General features: G+C 63.4%; 18 protein-coding genes and 1 other RNA gene. 6 read left to right on the forward strand and 13 right to left on the reverse strand.

Translation table 11 applies throughout. The features are described from left to right. Positions 1 to 227: 227 nt before the first annotated feature. The 9 genes from rnt to RQH86_RS01395 all read right to left on the reverse strand — a co-directional run bounded on the left by rnt (position 228) and on the right by RQH86_RS01395 (position 9,484). Positions 228 to 869 (reverse strand): ribonuclease T, encoded by a 642-nt coding sequence (gene rnt, locus RQH86_RS01355; RefSeq protein ID WP_115512053.1) that lies wholly within the window; start codon positions 867 to 869, stop codon positions 228 to 230. Positions 870 to 1,436: 567 nt separating this feature from the next. Beyond that, positions 1,437 to 1,826, reverse strand: coding sequence for an RcnB family protein (locus RQH86_RS01360; protein ID WP_311238735.1), 390 nt, complete (start codon positions 1,824 to 1,826; stop codon positions 1,437 to 1,439). A 125-nt stretch (positions 1,827 to 1,951) separates the two neighbouring features. Beyond that, the gene (gene phoU / locus RQH86_RS01365) at positions 1,952 to 2,662 is read right to left on the reverse strand and encodes a phosphate signaling complex protein PhoU (protein WP_055844762.1); all 711 of its coding nucleotides are present in this window, start codon (positions 2,660 to 2,662) and stop codon (positions 1,952 to 1,954) included. Between the two features lie 110 nt (positions 2,663 to 2,772). Then, on the reverse strand, positions 2,773 to 3,603 hold the full coding sequence (gene pstB, locus RQH86_RS01370) for a phosphate ABC transporter ATP-binding protein PstB (RefSeq protein ID WP_039420807.1): 831 nt from the start codon (positions 3,601 to 3,603) through the stop codon (positions 2,773 to 2,775). Between the two features lie 22 nt (positions 3,604 to 3,625). Next, complete coding sequence (pstA, locus tag RQH86_RS01375) at positions 3,626 to 4,495, reverse strand: phosphate ABC transporter permease PstA (protein ID WP_115512051.1); 870 nt, start codon at positions 4,493 to 4,495, stop codon at positions 3,626 to 3,628. Then, on the reverse strand, positions 4,495 to 5,469 hold the full coding sequence (gene pstC / locus RQH86_RS01380; RefSeq protein WP_039420811.1) for a phosphate ABC transporter permease subunit PstC: 975 nt from the start codon (positions 5,467 to 5,469) through the stop codon (positions 4,495 to 4,497). Before pstC ends, pstA begins: the two co-directional genes overlap by 1 nt. Before the next feature lie 112 nt (positions 5,470 to 5,581). Beyond that, positions 5,582 to 6,673 carry a phosphate ABC transporter substrate-binding protein PstS gene (gene pstS, locus RQH86_RS01385; RefSeq protein ID WP_311238736.1) on the reverse strand — a complete coding sequence of 364 codons (1,092 nt, stop codon included), beginning with the start codon at positions 6,671 to 6,673 and terminating at the stop codon, positions 5,582 to 5,584. Between the two features lie 337 nt (positions 6,674 to 7,010). Beyond that, positions 7,011 to 8,030, reverse strand: coding sequence for a phosphate ABC transporter substrate-binding protein PstS (gene pstS, locus RQH86_RS01390; RefSeq protein WP_311238737.1), 1,020 nt, complete (start codon positions 8,028 to 8,030; stop codon positions 7,011 to 7,013). 203 nt (positions 8,031 to 8,233) lie between these two features. Beyond that, complete coding sequence (locus tag RQH86_RS01395; protein WP_311238738.1) at positions 8,234 to 9,484, reverse strand: OprO/OprP family phosphate-selective porin; 1,251 nt, start codon at positions 9,482 to 9,484, stop codon at positions 8,234 to 8,236. A 337-nt stretch (positions 9,485 to 9,821) separates the two neighbouring features. On the opposite strand from RQH86_RS01395, the gene RQH86_RS01400 reads away from it, so the two are divergent. The 3 genes from RQH86_RS01400 to RQH86_RS01410 all read left to right on the forward strand — a co-directional run bounded on the left by RQH86_RS01400 (position 9,822) and on the right by RQH86_RS01410 (position 12,509). Beyond that, a complete protein-coding gene (locus RQH86_RS01400) occupies positions 9,822 to 10,142 on the forward strand; it encodes a hypothetical protein (RefSeq protein ID WP_193552544.1) in 321 nt (106 codons plus the stop codon). Between the two features lie 115 nt (positions 10,143 to 10,257). After that, positions 10,258 to 10,938: a carbonic anhydrase gene (locus tag RQH86_RS01405; RefSeq protein WP_055844743.1), complete on the forward strand. Its 681-nt coding sequence runs from the start codon at positions 10,258 to 10,260 to the stop codon at positions 10,936 to 10,938. 11 nt (positions 10,939 to 10,949) lie between these two features. Continuing rightward, positions 10,950 to 12,509, forward strand: a complete 1,560-nt coding sequence (locus tag RQH86_RS01410) for a SulP family inorganic anion transporter (RefSeq protein ID WP_055844740.1) — start codon at positions 10,950 to 10,952, stop codon at positions 12,507 to 12,509. Between the two features lie 303 nt (positions 12,510 to 12,812). On the opposite strand, the gene RQH86_RS01415 is transcribed toward RQH86_RS01410, so the two are convergent. From RQH86_RS01415 to RQH86_RS01430, 4 genes are all read right to left on the reverse strand, one after another. Further along, positions 12,813 to 12,889: non-coding RNA, sX9 sRNA (locus RQH86_RS01415), on the reverse strand. A gap of 71 nt (positions 12,890 to 12,960) precedes the next feature. Beyond that, entirely contained in the window at positions 12,961 to 13,626 is a 666-nt protein-coding gene (nth, locus tag RQH86_RS01420; RefSeq protein WP_311238739.1) for an endonuclease III, read from the reverse strand. 41 nt (positions 13,627 to 13,667) lie between these two features. Beyond that, the gene (locus RQH86_RS01425; RefSeq protein WP_115527519.1) at positions 13,668 to 14,039 is read right to left on the reverse strand and encodes a hypothetical protein; all 372 of its coding nucleotides are present in this window, start codon (positions 14,037 to 14,039) and stop codon (positions 13,668 to 13,670) included. Between the two features lie 8 nt (positions 14,040 to 14,047). After that, positions 14,048 to 14,830, reverse strand: coding sequence for an enoyl-CoA hydratase-related protein (locus RQH86_RS01430; RefSeq protein WP_311238740.1), 783 nt, complete (start codon positions 14,828 to 14,830; stop codon positions 14,048 to 14,050). 164 nt (positions 14,831 to 14,994) lie between these two features. Between RQH86_RS01430 and RQH86_RS01435 the strand changes: the two genes are divergently transcribed. The 3 genes from RQH86_RS01435 to RQH86_RS01445 all read left to right on the forward strand — a co-directional run bounded on the left by RQH86_RS01435 (position 14,995) and on the right by RQH86_RS01445 (position 17,476). Next, positions 14,995 to 15,693, forward strand: coding sequence for an FKBP-type peptidyl-prolyl cis-trans isomerase (locus RQH86_RS01435; protein ID WP_311238741.1), 699 nt, complete (start codon positions 14,995 to 14,997; stop codon positions 15,691 to 15,693). A 116-nt stretch (positions 15,694 to 15,809) separates the two neighbouring features. After that, positions 15,810 to 16,607 (forward strand): CoA pyrophosphatase, encoded by a 798-nt coding sequence (locus RQH86_RS01440; RefSeq protein ID WP_311238742.1) that lies wholly within the window; start codon positions 15,810 to 15,812, stop codon positions 16,605 to 16,607. Beyond that, positions 16,604 to 17,476, forward strand: a complete 873-nt coding sequence (locus RQH86_RS01445; protein WP_311238743.1) for a sulfurtransferase — start codon at positions 16,604 to 16,606, stop codon at positions 17,474 to 17,476. Before RQH86_RS01440 ends, RQH86_RS01445 begins: the two co-directional genes overlap by 4 nt. Positions 17,477 to 17,516: the final 40 nt, after the last annotated feature.

Below are 17,516 nucleotides of genomic sequence, written 5' to 3' on the forward strand. Positions count from 1 at the left end.
GGCTGGGAGTCGGGAATCGGGAATCGGAAAAGCGCGGTGGCTGGCGCTTTTCTGCTTCTGCAGGGCGGCTGGGAAGTACGAAGGCCCTAACCGTACGCCCCGACACTGCTGTATGCGGTCATGCGGTGAGCAGTAGTTGCTCTGTTGCTGCCGCACCCGGCTGATCTTTCAGCCGCGCAAACGCCCCGCTTTTGCCAATCCCGAATCCCAAATGCCCAATCCCAGCCCTAAACAGGCCCGGGCCAGGCATTGAGGATGGTGCAGAACAGCCGTGCGGTCTGTTCGGTGTCGTAGACCGCGCTGTGCGCATCGGCGGTGTTCCAGTCCAGACCGGCCGCCTGCGCGGCACGCGCCAACACGGTCTGCCCGTACGCCACGCCAGCCAGGGTCACCGTGTCGAACACGCTGAAGGGATGAAACGGATTGCGCTTGTGCTCCACGCGCGCAACCGCGGCGTTGAGGAAGTTCAAATCGAAATGCGCGTTGTGGCCAACCAGGATGGCGCGCTGGCACCCATATTTCTTCACCGCGGCGCGCACCGGTGCGAACACATGGTCCAGCGCGTCCTTTTCCTGTTTGGCAAAACGGAACGGGTGATCGAGCACGATGCCGGTAATCTCCAGCGACTTGGGGTCGATCTCCAGTCCTGGGGCCGGGACCAGATGCGCGCTGGCGGTTTCGCCGGGAAAAAAGCGCCCGTCGGCATCCATTTCGATCGGCACGCAGGCGATTTCCAGCAATGCGTGTTTGTTCCAGTCGAACCCTCCGGTTTCTACATCCACCACGACGGGCAGATAGCCGCGGAAACGCCGCGACATGGGCAGAAAGGAGGGGGCAGGCTGCGGGTCGACCGGTTCGTTCATCTGCATAGCCTAGCAGGTCGCACCCTGGGCCCGACCGGTGCACCCGCCCTCGGGGTATACGCCTTTGGTCTGGAGCATCTGGTCGGCAGGCAAAGCGTTGCCGGTCATCGCCACGGCGCTGCCTAGACGGCGGGCTGGGGTGTGCGAATGACCAGGCGAATGGACCGCAAAATAGCGGGCCGATGACGGCTAGCGGTGCAGCTCAGAACGGCGAACAAGACCGGGTGAGCAGTCGTCAGCAGGAGGGGGGGGGGCTGCACAGATCCGGAGTGCACGCGTGGTACACGCCTCACCGAGCGCGAACCGCGCTTACCTGGCGGAGCGCGCAGGAGTGTTGTGAGTTGCTTTAAGAAGAAGCCGCGTCCTTATTAGTCGTTCGCCTGTCACAACCCCGTACGCATGCGTTCCCGCAGATAAACCGGCATCGATCAACCGCACTGCAGGGCTTTCGTTGCATGCGCCACAGGCCACTCCTGTTTCACTCCGCCATCCTCAGTCACAACCTCACGAAACAAAAAGCCCGATCCGCGTTGCCACGGATCGGGCCTGCCTAGTGACACGGATGTCTCGGGATCAACCCCCGCCGACGACGCTGGCGATCAGGCCGGTCGCGATGGCAATCAGCACGTATTGGTTATCCACGCGACGCCACTCATGTCCGCGCGGCGGTTGCTTCAAGTGATGCTTGCGGTAATCGGCGACACGGTTACCGCGATGGTCTGGTGCCAGGCGCTCGCCGCGACGGAAGGGCGGGCCATGGCGATCGTTGCGGTGATCGTCGTGATGTGCGCTGCGCCGATCATCGTGCTTGTCGTTGCGATGCTCGTCATGCCGGTCCGGGCCGTGATCGTCGTGACGCTGCTGTGCGATGCGATCGCGATCGTCGTGCTGCTGGGGCGCGGCGAACGCGCCTCCCGAGGTCAGCAGCGACACAACCATGAAAGATCCGATGAGACGTTTCATCTGCGTACTCCTGCGTCACAGGAACGGCCTGTGTGCAATCCCACCGTAGGGATTTTTAGCTGAATACGTAATGAAATAAGGCTTCTGGCTATTTATCGACAACGCGTGCCGGTACCCAACGGCGATCAGATCACGCCGGTGGTGCTGGTGTCGTCGCGCTTCAGGCGCGGCGGCAGCGGCTGTTCGCCATGCACCAGGAACCACACGTTCTCGGCGATGTTGGTCGCATGGTCGCCGATGCGTTCCAGGTTCTTGGCCATGAACAGCAAGTGCGTGCACGGCGTGATGTTGCGCGGGTCTTCCATCATGTAGGTCAGCAGCTCGCGGAACAGCGCGGTGTACTGCGCATCCAGGCGCGCATCTTCGTCGCGCACGCGGATCGCCGCATCGGCATCCTTGTCGCGGTACGCCTGCACCGCCTCGCGGACCGCATCGGCGGCCATCTGACCCAGTGCACGCAGGCCCACGGTCTGCGGCAGCGGCGGCGCGGAATTGAGTGCGATCGAGCGCTTGGCCACGTTCGCCGCGTAATCGCCGATGCGTTCGATATCCGCAGGAATCCGCAGGCCGGCCAGAATCTCGCGCAGATCGCGCGCCATCGGGCCGCGCAAGGCCAGACGCATCACGTCGTGGCTGATTGCGTGTTCCAGTGCGTCGATCGCTTCGTCGTTGACCACGATGCGATGCGCGGCGTTGTCGTCGCGACGCTCCACCACATCCAGCGCCGCTTCCAGCTGCGCCACTGCCGTGTCGCCCATGCGCACGATCTCGGCGACAAGACGGTGCTGCTCCTCGTCGTAGCTTTTGACGATATGGTCGTTGAGGTGCTGGTTCATCGTGATCTCGATTCGTGGCAGTGGTGGATGTCCGGCAGCCGCGCCGAATGACGTGCAGGGCAGGGCGACGGAGCTGCTTCAGTGCGGGCGTTGCGGTGCGTCGCCTTACATCAACCGAAACGGCCGGTGATGTAGTCCTCGGTCTGCTGCTTGGACGGCTGGGAAAAAATCGTTTCGGTGCGGTCGTGCTCGATCAGATCGCCCAGATACATGAAGGCGGTGTAATCGGAGACGCGCGCGGCCTGCTGCATGTTGTGGGTCACGATCACGATGGTGTAGTCGCGCTTGAGTTCTTCCACCAACTGTTCGATACGGCTGGTGGAAATCGGATCCAGCGCCGAGGTGGGTTCGTCCAGCAGCAATACGTCCGGCCGCAGCGCCACTGCACGCGCAATGCACAGGCGTTGCTGCTGACCGCCAGACAGGCCCAGCGCGCTTTGCCCCAGCTTGTCCTTGACCTCGTCCCACAACGCACCCTGGCGCAAGGCCTGTTCCACGCGGTTCTGCATGTCGGGCTTGGACAGTTTTTCGTGGTGGCGGATGCCGTAGGCAACGTTTTCGAAGATGGTCATCGGAAACGGCACCGGCTTCTGAAACACCATGCCCACCTTGCTGCGCAGGCGATTCATCGGGTACTTCGGCGACAGGATGTTTTCGCCATCCAGCAGCACTTCGCCGCGCGCTTCCATCTTCGGGTATAGCGCGTAGATGCGGTTGAAGATGCGCAGCAGGGTCGATTTGCCGCAGCCGGAGGGGCCGATCAGCGCGGTGACGCGCTTTTCCGGGATCTCGATGTCGATGCTTTTGAGCGCGTGGTACTTGTCGTAATAGAAATCCAGATTGCGTGCGGCCACCTTCACCGGCGCCTGCGCCGTCGGCGCCCCCTTGGCGGCCGGAACAGCGATGCGATGCATCGGCTTGGCGTTTTGGAGATCGTTCATGTCGGGTGTCCGGAAAGTAAGGTCAGTCATTGGAAATCTTGTTACGCAACAGCAGCGCACGTGCGCCCAGGCTCACCAACAACACGAACACGGTCAGCACCAGTGCGCCGGACCAAGCCAGGGTCTGCCAGGATTCGTACGGGCTGCCTGCAAACTGGTTCATGATCACCGGCACGCTGGCCATCGGTTGGAAAATGTTGCTGTTCCAGTATTGATTGCCGAATGCAGTGAACAGCAGCGGTGCGGTTTCGCCGCTGATGCGTGCCAGCGCCAGCAGCACGCCGGTGAGAATGCCGGCCGATGCCGCGCGGTACAGCACCTGCACGGTGACCTTCCACTGCGGAATGCCCAGCGACAAGGCCGCTTCGCGCATCTGCGCCGGCACCAGCCGCAGCATCTCGTCGGTGGTACGCACCACCACCGGCAGCACGATGAAGGCCAGCGACAGTGCGCCGGCAAACGCAGAGAACCGCCCGCCGGTCTGCATCACATACAAGGTGTAGACGAACAGGCCGAGCACGATCGACGGCGCAGACAACAGGATGTCGTTGACGAAGCGCACCACGATGCCGGCCTTGCGCGCATTGCCATACTCGGCCAGCCAGGTGCCGGCCGCCACGCCCAACGGCGTGCCGATCGCCAGCGCCAGCCCGCACATCACCGCACTGCCGAAGAAGGCGTTGAGCAGGCCGCCTTCCTGCATCGGCGGCGGTGTCATCTTGGTAAACAGATTGAGGTCGATGCCGGGCACGCCCTTGGACAGCAGCGTCCACAGAATCCAGGCCAGGAAGAACAACCCGAACAATGCAGTGACGCACGACAACAACAGTGCCACCACATTGGTGACGCGGCGCCGGTTGTACAGCGATTGCGAGACAGAGGAAGCGGACATCAGTTGCCCTCCCGACGCGACAGCTGCATCAGCATGAAGCGCGCGATCGCCAGCACGATGAAGGTCACGATAAACAATACAAAGCCCAGCAGCAGCAAGGCCGAGCGATAGGTTTCGGTGGCCTCGCCGAAGTCATTGGCGATCAATGCAGCAATGGTGGTGCCGGGCTCAAGCAGTGACGGCGACAGGCGCACCGTGTTGCCGACCACAAAGGCCACCGCCATGGTTTCGCCCAACGCGCGTCCCAGCCCCAGAAACACGCCGCCGATCACCGCAGAGCGCGTGTACGGCAGCACGATGTCCCAGCTGACTTCCCACTTGGTCGAGCCCAACGCATACGCCGACTCCTTCAGGCGCGTTGGCACGGTCAGAAACACTTCGCGCATCACCGAGGAGATAAACGGGATCACCATGATCGCCAACACGAATCCTGCGGTGAGCAAGCCGATGCCCAGCGGCGGGCCCTGAAACAACGGGCCGATCACCGGCAATGTGCCCAGGTGATCGTTGAGCCACGGCGTCACGTGTTCGGTCATCACCGGCACCAGCACGAACAGGCCCCACATGCCGTAGATGATCGACGGAATGCCGGCCAGCAATTCGATTGCGGTGCCTACCGGCCCGCGCAACCAGCGCGGCGCCACTTCGGTGAGAAAGAACGCGATGCCAAAACTCACCGGTACCGCAATCACCATCGCGATCAAGGCGGTGACCAAGGTGCCGTAGATCGGCGCCAGTGCACCGTACTTGTTTTCGACCGGATTCCAGTCGGCGGAATAGAAAAAGCTCAGGCCCTGCATCTGCAGTGCGTGGCGTCCGCCCCACAACATCGACAGCGCTGCGCTGCCGAGCGCCAACAGCACAAACACCACGGTGGCGGCGAGCGCAAGTTTGAACAGGCGGTCGGCGCGCGCATCGCGCAGGTCGCGGCCGCGGGGGGCGGTCATCGCTTCGGGAAGGGCGGTGGCATTCATTCGATTGAACTCGTCACCCGCACATTGGCGGGAGCGTGAGACATCAGGAACGGTGAGGCGCCCGCAGGCACCTCACCGCCGCGCAGCCCGCCATGCAGGCGGGATGCAGGCATTACTTGAACTCGCTGCCCCAATAGGCTTGGATCTGCTTCACCAGCTCCGGCGGCAGCGGCACGTAATGCAGCTCGCTGGCCTGGGCCTGGCCGTTTTCCAATGCCCACTTGAAGAAGTCCAGCGTCGCCTTGCTGCGCTCGGCATCCTTGGCCTGCTTGTGCATCAGCATGAAGTTGGTGGCCGTGATCGGCCAGGCCTTCTCGCCCGGCGCATTGGTGATCACCAGGTTGAAGTCCTTGGCATTGGCCCAGTCGGCGCTGGCGGCAGCGGCGGCAAAGCTGTCTGCATTCGGCTCGACCCACTGGCCGGCGGCGTTCTGCAGCGAGGTGTACGGCATCTTGTTCTGCAGGGCGTAGGCCAGTTCGACGTAGCCGATCGACCCCTTGATCTGCTGCACGTACGAGGCCACGCCTTCGTTACCCTTGCCGCCGACGCCACCGGGCCACTGCACCGAGGTGCCTTCGCCGACCTTGCTCTTCCACTCCGGGCTGACCTTGGACAGGTAGTTGGAGAAGTTGAAGGTGGTACCCGACCCATCGGAGCGGTGCACCAGATTGATCTTGGTCGCCGGCAGGGTCACGCCGGGATTGGCCGCGACAATCGCCGCGTCGTTCCACATGCTGATCTTGCCCAGGAAGATATCGCCCAGCAGCGCGCCGGTCAGGCGCAGCTTGCCCGGGGCGATGCCTTCCAGATTGACCACCGGCACCACGCCGCCGATGGCGGACGGGAACTGGCCCAGGCCGGCTTGTTGCAGCTCGGCGCTATCGAGCGGCTTGTCGGTAGAGCCGAAATCCACCGTGCCGGCCTTGATCTGCGCAATGCCGCCGCCGGAACCGATCGACTGGTAGTTGACCTTGTTGCCAGTGGCGGCGTTGTAGTCGGCCGACCACTTGGACACCAGCGGATAGATGAAGGACGCACCGGCGCCGGAGATTTCCGCAACCTTGCTGTCGCTTGCGGTGGCGCCTGCGCTGGGAGCGCCCTTGGCGGCATCGCCGGACTGCGCGTCCTTGCCGGGCGAACACGCAGCCAGGGCAAGGGCGATGGTGAGGGACAGGGCGGTCAGACTGGCCGACTGCAATTTCATGGAAGCTCCGAGGCTGGATTGGCCGGGTGTCCGGCAGACCACGCTATGAAATGATGTTTTTGTTACACGCTCATGACAGTGCCTTCGGGAGAGGCATCACAAAAAAAAGACGCGGATCGCGGAGGGCATCGCACCCCCCGGGATCCGCGTCCCGGTCCCGACGCCGGGGAGAGAGACGGCGTCGTTCCTGTTCTGTTGAGAGTGACCAGTCAACGTGACATACAGGTGTCAGGCAGGCCCGGCCAGTGCGCGCCAAGCCCGTGCTCGCGCGTCACCGCTGTCGTCAACGGCAGTTGCGCACACCTGACAGTGTGCGCAACTGCGTCGATGCAGACGTTTAGCGCGGCAGGTTCTTGGCCCAATACGCTTCGATCTGCGTCACCAGGCTGTCCGGCAGCGGCACATAGTCCAGCTGCTTGGCCTGGGCATCGCCCTTGCTGTAGACCCAGCGGAAGAACTCCAGCGTGTTCTTGAGGCCAGCGGCGTTCTTGGGCTTCTTCTGCACCAGGATGAAGTTGGTGGCAGTGATCGGCCAGGCGTTGTCGCCCGCGGCATTGGTCATCACCAGGTAGAAGTCCTTGCTATTGCCCCAGTCGGCGCTGTTGGCCGCGGCGGCAAAGGTTTCATCGGACGGCTGCACGAACTTGCCGGCAGCGTTCTTCATCGCGGTGTAGGACATCTTGTTCTGCAGCGCATACGACAGCTCGACGTAGCCGATGCCGCCCTTGATCTGCTTCACATAGGCAGCCACGCCTTCGTTGCCCTTGCCGCCGATGCCGCTCGGCCACTGCACGGCGGTGCCTTCGCCCACCTTGCTCTTCCAGTCCGGATTGACCTTGGACAGGTAGTTGGTGAAGTTGAAGCTGGTGCCCGAGCCATCGGAGCGATGCACCACGGTGATCTTGCCGTCGGGGAGCTTCACGCCCGGGTTGAGCGCGGCAATGGCCGGATCGTTCCAGGTGCTGATCTTGCCCAGGAAGATGTCGCCCAGGGTCTTGCCGTCGAGCTTGAGCGCGCCCGGTGCGATACCGGCCACGTTGATCACCGGCACCACGCCGCCGATCACCGACGGAAACTGCGCCAGGCCGGCAGCGGCCAGTTCTTCCGGCTTCAGCGGGGCGTCGGAGGAACCGAAGTCCACGCTGGCCGCCTTGATCTGGGCAATGCCGCCACCCGAGCCGATCGATTGATAGTTGACCTGCTTCTTGGTGGTGGCGTTGTAGTCGGCAGACCACTTGGACATCACCGGGTAAATAAAGGACGCACCGGCGCCGGTGACATCGGCAGCCTGGGCGCACAGTGCCAGCGAGGCGGCGAGCACGCCGACGGCCAGACGGGTCTTGAAGGAGTGGGTCACGGAACAGCTCCAGAGAGGGTAGGGATCACGACGTCCCGCAGTCGCGCCATTGCAGGGCAGCGGCATGACCGTGAGGTGTCGAGGAGATGACAGAAAGAAGATGGCGTTATCCAACGCACGCCGGGGAATGCCGGGTCGCGTTGAGGTGCACTTGGCCACCGCATCCGCTCAAGCGCGTGCACGGTGACCAACGGTGCGGACACTTACCAATAGAACTGCGCGCGTGCTTCGATGATCGACGGGTTGTCGTCGACCAGACCACGCGTGGCGCTGCTGTAACGGGTGCTTTCCACCTTCGCGTAGTCGAGTGCGAACTTGAAGTTGGAGCGCCAATACCAGTTGGCACCGATCGTCCACACGTTCATTTTGCCGCCCAGCACGCCGTCCACGAACGGAGTGTTGCCGTTGGCGATCAGGTGGCCATCGTTGAGGTCCAGCGTGTCGTAGCGCGCGGCCAGCTGCCACAGGCCCGATGCCGGCTCGTTCGGCAGCGGGGTGGTCGGCACGCCGGCCTTGTAGCCCCAGGTTTCGCCAGTGATGTTCCACACGCCGCTGACGTACCAACCGTCGCTCTTGTAATCCTGCGCGTTGTTGCCGATGCGCTTGGCGGTCTCCTGGAAATATTCGCTCTGCAGCTTGAACGGCCCGGTGACCCACATCGCTTCGGCGCCGGCCACACCTACGCGATCCACATTGGTGATGGCGCCGCTGTCGATCAGACGGATGGTGGTGAGGTCGGCGTCCGGACGTGCGCGCAGACGCAGGGTGTCGTCGTCGGTGTCGTAACCCAGATAGCTCAGACCGAAGTGCAGCACATTGCCGCTTTCGTTGATCGGCGCCCAGGTGCCGCGCGCGCCGTAGCCGCTGCCATGGGCCTGGTTACGGGTCAGCTCGCGGCCGAATGCACTGGCGGTGACGCTCCAGTTGTTGTCGCCCATGCCGTACGCCACGCCCAGCCGGCGCGAGATGCCGTAGGTATTGGTCACCGACGCCTTGGAGACGAAGTCGTTGTTCTTGGTGCTGGACAGTTCTTCCAGGCTGTTGGGCTGCTTGAACTGACCGATCTGCAGGTAGTTACTGGCGTTGCCGCCAAACTTGTACTTGACGTTGTTGTCCAGAAAACGCCCGGTGCTGCGGATGGTGGTACCGCGGATGGTCACTTCCTTCAGCACGCTCGGGTCGTAGCCGGCTACCCATTCGAAGTTGCCCGGGCCCTTGCCCTTGAGCACCAGCTCGGCGCGACGGATGCTGAATTCGGAATTGTCGCCATTGGCACCGATCGGACCATTGAGGTCCTGCACATCGTTGTGGAACCAGTTGCCGTCGGCCTGGACCAGGCCTTCCAGCGAGACTTCGGAACCGCCGATCACATCGATGGCGATTTCGGCATGCGCGGCCGGTGCGGCAAGTGCCAGGAGTAGTGCTGCGCCAAGCAGGGTGGGAGCGAGTTTCATAGATGCCTTGCGACCTGAGAAAGTGGGCGCAGGCTATGGCGTGAAAGTTGCGTTAATGTGACAAAAGCACTGAAACGTAATAAATGATTTTTGCCAATAAAGACAAGGATTTACGCTGGTTTGTACTGTGTCATCGTGTGTCAAAAATCTGAACGTACTCGCCATGTGACAGTGCACTGCATCACGCTGGGCCGGCAGCACTAGAGGCTGCCTGATCAGGCGACCTGAACCGGAACCCTTACCAACTGAACATATATGTCAGGTTGTGCAACGCACCACTTGCGCAGGCAGGTTCTAAATTGTTAGTTTCGAGGCCATGTTTCCTCGATTCCTCCAACTGCTGTTGGTCTGCCTGCTCGCGCTCACCGCGTGGTCGGCAGCCAATGCACACACGCGCATCTACGATGCGTTGGTTGGCGACGGCGTTGCGGTGATGGTGGAAGCTGGCGAAGAACGCGATGCAGCAGAAGATCCGCAGGACGATGGCGATACACAAAGCCAAGTCGACACACAGCCTGCAGACGATATCCCCTTGCTCTCCCAAGCTTGGCCGATGCTGGCGCGGTATTCCCCTTCTTGGCACGCGCATCATGCGCCGGCAAATCAAAAACGCGACCTGATCCCGCAACTGCGTCCTCCAAACGCGCTGCTTGGCTGATCCCCGCTGTCGCTGTACCCGGTGCACTGCGCGCCGGATTTCTTATTGATTTGTTTGTCTTTGCAATTCGCGGTTTGCGCCGCGGACGGCTATTCGTTGCCTAGAGGAATCTCCCATGGAAAGTTTGCTAGAAGGTTTTCGTCATTTCCGTAAAGAAGTGTATCCGCGCCAGAGTGCGCGCTTTCAGGAACTGGCAGGCGGCCAAAGCCCGCATACGCTGTTCATCACCTGCGCCGACTCGCGCGTTATGCCTGAACTGATCTTCTCCGCGCAGCCCGGTGAATTGTTCGTCTATCGCAACATCGGCAACGTGGTGCCGCCTTACTCCCAGCACGTCAGCGGCGTGGTTGCGGCGATCGAGTACGCCATCGCCGTTCTGGGCGTGCGTCACATCGTGATCTGCGGTCATACCGACTGCGGCGCGATGAAGGCAGTGCTCAAGCCGGAATCGCTGGAAGATGTTCCGTCCGTGGCGGCGTGGCTCAAGCACACCGATGCGGCGCGTCATGTCACCGCGCATCACGGCCACGATCCGCACAGCCAGGACGCGTTGACCTGCATGACCGAAGAGAACGTGGTCTCGCAGCTCGATCACCTGCGCACGCAGCCGGTGGTTGCAGCCCGTCTGGCGGCTGGCACCTTGCGGATCCATGGCTGGATCTACGATATCGCCCACGGGGAGATCCGCGCCTTCGATGCCGAGAAGGGCGGCTTCCGCCCGTTGCTGGCCGAAAGCACTCCAGAAGCCACTCCGCGTCCGCGACTCCAGCAAGTCGTCCGCGCTGAACTCGTCTGACGGAGTCGATCATGAACACATCAGGTATCGGCGGATATTTCCGTCAGGGACTGTTCGGGCGTGATTTGTTGTCGTCTGTCGTGGTCTTTCTTGTTGCGCTGCCGTTGTGCATGGGTATTGCGATCGCGTCCGGAATGCCTCCGGCCACAGGTCTGATCACCGGCATCATCGGCGGGCTGGTCGTTGGCTTTCTGGCAGGCTCTCCTTTGCAGGTGAGCGGTCCGGCCGCCGGCCTGGCTGTGTTGGTGTTCGAACTGGTGCGTGAGCACGGCGTTGCCGCGCTTGGTCCGGTGATCCTGGTGGCCGGTGCGATTCAGCTGGTTGCCGGTCTGTGCCGCGCGGGTGTGTGGTTCCGCATGACATCGCCGGCCGTGGTGGCCGGCATGTTGTCGGGCATCGGCATCCTGATCGTGGCATCGCAGGCGCATGTGCTGATGGATGCCGCGCCCAAGGCGCGTGGTCTGGAAAACTTCGCTGCATTGCCTGCCGTGTTGTGGCAGGCGATCAGCGCAGGCACCGGCCGCACCGCATTGTTCGTGGGTCTGGCGACGATCGGCATCATCCTGGCCTGGGACAAGCTGCGTCCGACGCGTCTGCGCTTCCTGCCGGGTGCGTTGATCGCGGTGGTGGCGGTGACCGCGACGGCGCAGCTGCAGGGGCTGGACGTCAATCGTGTCGACGTTCCGACCAACCTGTTCTCGGCGATCACCATCCCCAGCTTCTCCGACATCTTTGGCGTGTTCAACCACACCTTGCTGGTATCGGCGGTGACCTTTGCCTTTATCGCCAGCGCCGAAACGTTGCTGTCGGCGGCGGCGGTAGATCGCATGCACCAAGGCGCACGGACGCAGTACGACCGTGAGCTGGCGGCGCAGGGCGTTGGCAATATGCTGTGCGGCTTCCTGGGCGCATTGCCGATGACTGGCGTGATCGTGCGTAGTGCGGCCAATGTCCAGGCAGGTGCAGCCACGCGGACCTCGACCATCCTGCATGGCGGTTGGTTGCTGGTCTTCGCAATGCTGCTGCCGTGGTTGTTGCGGATGACGCCGGTGGCATGTCTGGCCGGCATCCTGGTCTATACGGGCGTGAAGATGATCAAGATCGGGCAGGTCAAGGAGTTGGCGACCTACGGTCGTGGAACTGCGGCCATCTACCTGGCGACCACCTTCGCGATCGTGGCGACCGACCTGCTGACTGGCGTGTTGATCGGCTTCGGCCTGTCGCTGTTCCGTCTGGCCCTGCATTCGTCGCGTCTGAAGGTCGAGGTGCGCGAGCACGCCGACAAGAAGGACGAAATGCATCTGACCCTGCAGGGGTCGGCAACGTTCCTGAAAGTGCCGGCAATGGCGCGGACGCTGGAAAGCGTGCCGCCGAACACCGCGCTGCATCTGGACGTGGCCAAGCTGCATCACGTCGACCATGCCTGCATCGAGTTGCTGCGTGATTGGAGCCGGAATGCGGCCTCGCGTGGATGCGAGCTGGTGGTGGATTGGAAGGAGCTGGACCGCCGCGTCGAAGGTCAGCCGACCGTGGAAAGAACGTTGGTGGGCGAACCGCGCAAAGCGGCATAAGTCAGTGACAAACGCCCGGCGCTCGCGCCGGGTGACATCTGTCGTGACCGGATGATGCATGGCGCCGAAAGACGCATCATCCGGTCGCGATTTTTTTGCGCCGGGATTGGGATTTGGGATGCGTGACGGTGTGTGTGTAGGCTGATGAGACGAGGCGCCTAACGCCAACCTACTGATGGCGGCCATCTCTCCACCAGCGGTGCGATTGCCGGCAACGCGATTGCGTTGAGCAGCGGTGGCGGCATGCAGCTGGCCCGGTCCGGGTCTGATGGCTAGTGCGTGTCAGCCATATCGCCTTGGAGCGGCTCACAAAACGCAGCGAGCAGTCGTCAGGTAGGTGTGGACGGCACGCTTAGAACCGGCGTGTATGCGTGGTCCATGCCGCACCGAGCAGCGGCCGCGCCCGCCGGGCGGTGAGCGCAGTTGTTTCTTTAGCTGCCCCTAGGCCCGGTCAACGCTTCGGCGCTGCCGGCCGTTCGGCTGCCGCCGGGGTCTTGTCGCGGTAGCGGCACAGGTCATGAATCACGCAGCCCGGGCAATCGGGTTTGCGGGCCTTGCAGACGTAGCGCCCGTGCAGGATCAGCCAGTGGTGTGCGTCGTGCAGGAATTCTGCAGGGATGACCTTGACCAGTTTGTCTTCGACCGCGCGCACGTCCTTGCCCGGAGCAAGGCCGGTGCGGTTGGAGACGCGAAAGATATGCGTGTCCACGGCCATCGTCGGTTCGCCGAATGCGGTGTTGAGCACCACATTGGCGGTCTTGCGGCCGACGCCGGGTAGGGCTTCCAGCGCTGCGCGATCGTGCGGCACCTCGCCGCCGTATTGCTCGAGCAGAATGCGGCAGGTGGCGATGACGTTCTTGGCCTTGGCGTTGAACAGGCCGATGGTGGCGATGTAGCGCTTCAGTCCTTCTTCGCCAAGATCGAGAATGTCGCGCGGGGTATTGGCGACCGGATACAACTTGCGGGTGGCCTTGTTGACGCCGACATCGGTGGCCTGCGCGGACAGCAACACTGCGATCAACAGCTCGAATGGCGTGGTGTATTCCAGCTCGGTGGTCGGGTGTGGATTGAGTTCGCGCAGACGCTCGAACATTTCCTGTATTTCAGGCTTGCGCATGCCGCTGCTGCGGCGCGCTGGCGGTGCAGGGCGTGCAGCGTTCAAGACGGCGTTCCTCCCGCTGCCTTGGCTTTGGCACGCGCCAGGATCGCCGCGGCCAACGGCGGCAACGCGGCCGCGGCCGGCTGGCTGGGTGCCGGTGCGGGCGTACGCCGCGCGTCACGTTCGGCGGCGCGGCGTTGCAGCCTAGCGGCACGTGCGCGATAGCGTTCGCGCGCGGCCCACGCAGCGCGCAGGCGCTGTTGTGCGGCGAGCAGGGCCGCCACGACCGGTGCATCCGCTGCATCGAGGTGCGGGTCGGGCTGGTAGTCCATCAGGCCCAGTTGCAGCGCACGATCGAGATCGTCCGCTTGCACGCAGTCGAACAAGCGCATGGCCAGTGCGCGCGGTGCCGGTAGGGTGGCGTGCGGCATCACGGTGCTCAGCGGTTGTGGAACTGTGCGGGGCGCTTGTCGAGGAACGCGCGGGTGCCTTCGCGCATGTCCTCGCTGGCGAACAGCAACGCAAATTGTGCGGTTTCCAGCTGCAGGCCTTCTTCGATGCCGCATTCGCCGCCGAACACGACCGCATCCAGAATGCCGCGCAATGCCAGCGGCGCGGCGCTCGCCAGGCGTTGGGCCAGGGTCTGGGTTTCTTCCTGCAAGGCGTCGGGCTCGACCACACGATTGACCAGGCCCAGTTGCAGTGCGCGCGCTGCATCGATCGGCGTGCCGAGCAGGCACAGTTCCAGTGCTGCGGCACGGCCGGTCAGGCGCAACAGGCGCTGAGTGCCGCCGAAGCCGGGTATCAGGCCGAGATTGATTTCTGGCTGCCCCAGACGTGCGGTGGATGCGGCGATGCGCAGATGGCAGGCCATTGCCAGCTCCAGCCCGCCGCCGAGCGCAAACCCGTTGATCATGCCGATCACCGGTTTGGGCATGCGTTCGATCCGGCGCATCAAGCGCTGCCCGACCAGCGAAAATTCGCGGCCGTCCATCGCCGACAACGCGCTCATTTCGGCGATGTCCGCGCCGGCCACGAAGGATTTGGGCCCGGCGCCAGTGAGGACCACCACGCGCACGTCGTCGGCGCTTGCCGCGTCCACGAACGCCTGGTCCAGCGCCAGCATGGTGTCGCGGTTCAATGCGTTCAGTTTGTCCGGCCGATTGACCGTAATGGTCCGGACACTGGCGTGATCGGCGATCAGAATGACGTCATTGGACATGGCAAACCCTTGCGAACGTAAAAAAATAGTAAATACGGAACTTCCGAAAGCCTTGCTGGTCATAGCTTTCGTGATAAGTAGCGGTTCGGTATCGCGGCCGCTATCCTAGCGCGTCATCTCAGGCGGCAGACCCGTCCTGTGCCACCACCCTGGAGAATTGTTTGATGAAGTTGCGTTCTATCGCGGTCGCTTTGGCGGCCCTGGCCCTGACGGGCAATGCACTGGCCCAGGACACGACGTCCGAAAAGGGCAAGTTGAGCTATTACTTCGGTTACGACTACGGCAATAACCTTGCCGAACTCACCGGTCGCGGCGAGCAGCTCGACATCAACGCGGTGGTAAAGGGTCTGCAGGACGCCTATGCCAAGAAGCAGCCGGCGATCACTGCCGACCAGCTGAAGCCGGCGGTCGAAGCGTTCCAGAAGCGTGAGCAGGGCCGTGCCCAGCAGGCCAAGGCCGAGTACGACAAGGCCGCTGCTGCCAACAAGACCAAGAGCGAGCAGTTCCTGGCCAAGAACAAGGGCACCGCTGGCGTGCAGACTCTGCCGAGCGGCGTGCAGTACCGCGTGATCGAAGCGGGCAAGGGTGCCAAGCCGACCCAGGCCAGCACCGTGCAGCTGGAAGTGGCCGGTCCGTTCCCCTTCGGCGACCGTGAGAAGGCGCGTCCGGCGCAGCAGATCCCGGCCATCAAGGTCAGCGAAGTCGAAATGAAGGCCATGCGCGAGACCCTGCTGCAGATGCCGGCCGGCTCCAAGTGGGAAGTGACGTTGCCGTCGGATCAGGCCTATGGCGCCGACCCGCGTACGCCGTTTCCGCCGAACGTGGCCGTGCAGTTCGAGATCAAGCTGGTCAGCGTCAAGTAATTGCTTGTGCTGTTGTACTGACAACGCCGGCCACCAGGCCGGCGTTGTCGTTTTGGCGTCCCAACCTTGCTGAAGAGAGCGATGAAACACCCACGCCGCGGCTGCGGAAACGCGCGATGAGCGACACCGATGCCAATTGCGGGGATCTGCCCAGCCCGTGTATCGGTGTATGTTCGTTGGACGCGCAGTCGCACTGTGTCGGCTGCCTGCGCAGCCTGGATGAAATTGCACGCTGGATGAGCATGAGTGACGCCGAACGCCAGGAGTTGTTGCACACCGTGTTGCCTGCACGTGGGCTCATGGCCGCGCTGCCCGAGTACGCGCAGTTGCGCCGTGCGCTGTATTCGCTGGACACCGCACCCGACGGGCCGGGCTGGAACCATGCCGAACTGATCGATCTGAGCGAGGGCGGTGCGTCCGCCGAAGCGGCGGTGCTATGCGGCCTGGTGCCGCGCGAGCAGGGCACGATGGTGCTGCTGACCCGGCGCACCGACAGCCTGCGCCACCATGCCGGGCAGGTCAGTTTCCCGGGCGGGCGGATGGAACCTGCCGATGCTGATGCGGCAGCGGCGGCCTTGCGCGAGAGCTGCGAGGAGATCGCGCTGGGTGCGCAGCAGGTGCACGCGCTGGGATATCTGGATCCGTTTTTGACCGTGAGCGGGTTTCGGGTCACGCCGGTGGTGGCGGTGATCGACCCCGCGTTCGTGGCGGTGCCGCAGCCGGAGGAGGTGGCCGAGGTCTTCGAAGTGCCGCTGGCCTATCTGATGGACCCGGACAATCTGCGCAGCGTGGAGCTGGAATTTCGCGGCCGCCAGCGTCGCGTGCTCGAATACGATTGGCCAGGGCAGCGCATCTGGGGCGCCACTGCGGCCATTCTCCTCAATCTTCGTCGTCGCCTGGAGCAGGTTGCATGAGTGCCAATCCAAACTGGACCACGCTGGTCGATAGCGCCACCCTGGCGGCGGCATTGCCGCACCCACAGCTGCGGCTGCTGGATGCGCGTACCACGCCACCAACCGCACCTGATCCGCAGGCGGCACGCAAAGCATATGCGCAGGGACATCTGCCCGGCGCGTATGACGTCGATCTTGATCATGACCTGGCCGACCTGTCGCGTGCCGATCAAGGGCGGCATCCGTTGCCGCAGAGCGCCGACTTTGCCAGGCGCCTGGGCGCGTGGGGCATAGATCCGCACAGCCAGGTGGTGGTCTACGACGCGGGCGATGGCAGCATGGCCGCCGCACGCGCGTGGTGGATGCTGCGGCTGATGGGGCATCGCCGCGTGGCGGTGCTGGATGGCGGGCTGGCCGCGTGGCGCGGCGCCGGCTTGGCCGAGACCACCGAGCTGCCGGCAGTGCGCGATGGCGCTGCGTATCCCGGCAGTTTCGACACCGATGCCGTGGTGGACGCCGAACAGATTCTGGCGCGGCTGGAGCAGGCCCCGGGCTGGCTGCTGGATGCGCGCGCAGGCGAGCGGTTTCGCGGTGAGGTGGAGCCGATCGATCCGATCGCCGGGCATGTGCCGGGTGCGGTGAGTCGTCCGCTGGGTCTGAGCCTCCGCGATGGCCGCTTTAAACCGGCCGATGAATTGCGTGCCGAGCTATCTGCATTGCTGGGCACGTACCGGCCCGAGCAGGCCGTGGTGATGTGCGGATCGGGCGTGACCGCCTGCCATCTGCTGTTGGCGTTGGAAGTGGCCGGTCTGTCCGGTGCGCGCGTTTATGCCGGTTCCTGGAGCGGCTGGTTGCAGGATCCGTCGCGTCCGGTCACGACTGCTGCCTGATGCATGCACAATAGCCGCAGGAAGGGTGGTCTGTGGGGAC

It is taken from the genome of Xanthomonas sp. WCS2018Noco2-27 (assembly GCF_031843525.1).
Lineage (GTDB): Bacteria > Pseudomonadota > Gammaproteobacteria > Xanthomonadales > Xanthomonadaceae > Xanthomonas.